This is a genomic window from Streptococcus suis, from assembly GCF_046032515.1.
GTDB classification, from domain to species: domain Bacteria; phylum Bacillota; class Bacilli; order Lactobacillales; family Streptococcaceae; genus Streptococcus; species Streptococcus suis_AL.
On the sequence record NZ_JARQPJ010000044.1, the window covers coordinates 1 to 1,893 of the forward strand.

The 1,893-nt window shown below is 28.6% G+C and carries 1 protein-coding gene and 1 pseudogene; one reads left to right on the forward strand and one right to left on the reverse strand.

Annotated features, from left to right (window positions below):
* Positions 1 to 122 precede the first annotated feature (122 nt).
* A complete protein-coding gene (locus P7J49_RS11500) occupies positions 123 to 836 on the forward strand; it encodes a toll/interleukin-1 receptor domain-containing protein (RefSeq protein ID WP_408570736.1) in 714 nt (237 codons plus the stop codon).
* 246 nt (positions 837 to 1,082) lie between these two features.
* On the opposite strand, the pseudogene P7J49_RS11505 reads toward P7J49_RS11500, so the two are convergent.
* Positions 1,083 to 1,893: pseudogene (locus tag P7J49_RS11505) on the reverse strand (hypothetical protein); the annotation flags it as partial.

The window sequence follows — 1,893 nt, forward strand, 5'->3', positions numbered from 1 at the left end:
TCCAAGTAGTTAGAAATAATAGTATAATCCATGATAGTCTCCTTTAACGATAATGACGCTATTATAGACTGATTTTGACGCTTTGTATAGTGATAATTAATAGTTATCGGTAGGAGAGAGATGTGAGAGAATTTCAATATTTTATAAGTTATTCAAGAGATATTTACTACGAATTTGTAAATCCTTTGAATAATATATTAAATAAAATTGGTTTAAAAACTTGGATTGATAAATTTGAAATTAACATTGGAGATGAAATAATTGATAATCTATATACTGTACTCGATAAAAGTGCTGATTATTATGGAATTATTTTTATACTCGATGAAACATTCTTTAGCAAAGCGTGGTGTTTAAAAGAGCTGAATTATGCACTTAAGAAAAGAATTTCTTTTTTTCCAGTATTGTATAAAATAAAAAAAGAAGATATTCCTAATGAATATACTTTATTAAAAAATTATAATTTATTAACGGTATCCTCATTAAAAGAAATAGATTATATCGTAGATCGTTTTATATTGTTACATTTGAACAATATTATTTGCAAAAACATTCCTAAGTTTTCAATCGACAGTTATGTTGGTGATTTTTTATTAGAGCAAATTCGATATAGTACTGTAAATAGTCTTGATGCCCTTTTTATAGTAGATAACTTTTCTCAATATTTGAGAAAACAAGAAAAGTCGGGAAATTTTAAACTAACACATGAAATATTGTTTTGTATCGCAGTAACTAAACTATTAAAAGAACGCTTATTTAGGAAAGATTTCCAAGGAGAGTACCATTTAAAAATACTGGAAATTATCCAAGAAATATATATAAAAACGTTTATATAAATGTTCAAAATAGCCTTAGGGAACATTAAAACATTTATAATAAAAAACAGAGAGGTAACGAATTGAAGTTAAACGTTAAATCTCTGTTTTTATTAAAAGAAAAAATTATAATGGTTTGAATTAAGATAAGGACGCTCTTGAGTTATAGCGTCAGTTGACCGCTACCAAAATAGTTTGAGGGTACTCAAATCTATAAACCTAACAGTGTCCTATTTCTAATTCATTTCTCTATATATACTGATTTTACTATAAAAAATTATTCATGATGTACGAATCTCTGATATGTTTAATGCAATCAATAATAGTCTGAGATAAAATTTCAGGATCCTTTTCCGTCAGTAATTTATCTAGAAAAGGAGAGAGGTAGGAATATTTATCAATTTCAGATAAAAGTGTCTGGTATACTTCTAAAGAGCTCCAACCCGTCGAACCTACAGGAATAATAAACCTATTTTGCTCTACAGCCCTATTAAAATCTTCTAGTACACCCCTTGAGTTAGATAAAACTCCATCATAGTATTGATTTCCAAAGACAAATATAACTATACCTGCTTCTGATATCATATTATCTTGAAATCTTTTCTTTGCCGAACTATCAATATGTTTATCGCTACCTTTAATTAATGGGAGAGTTTTAATTTTTAGATACTTCGAAATATCAAGATCTTTATCATTAATCGCTGTCATCACGCCATTAATTACCTGTGGCCCTACGCCTTCTATATTACCGTTACCAACTATGATTTCATTATCAATTAATTTATATCCTAAAAGATAAAGAAACTCAGTAGCGGTGTCTTCATCCCATTCTCCATAATTTCTACAACTTCCAGCAATAAAGACACTATTAGTTAAATATAATTGATAAGATTGATAAAAGAGTTCATTAATCTCATTATAATCTTCAATCAGAATAGTATGTATGCCATATCTTTTTAAATCATTTATTTCGAGGTCTTGTTTTATCTTTCCGTACTCCAAGTCGAGTAGGTTAGTGGTATTACTACCACCTTCCTCTCTAAGAACCGTACGTGAGAGTTTCCCCTCATACGGCTCA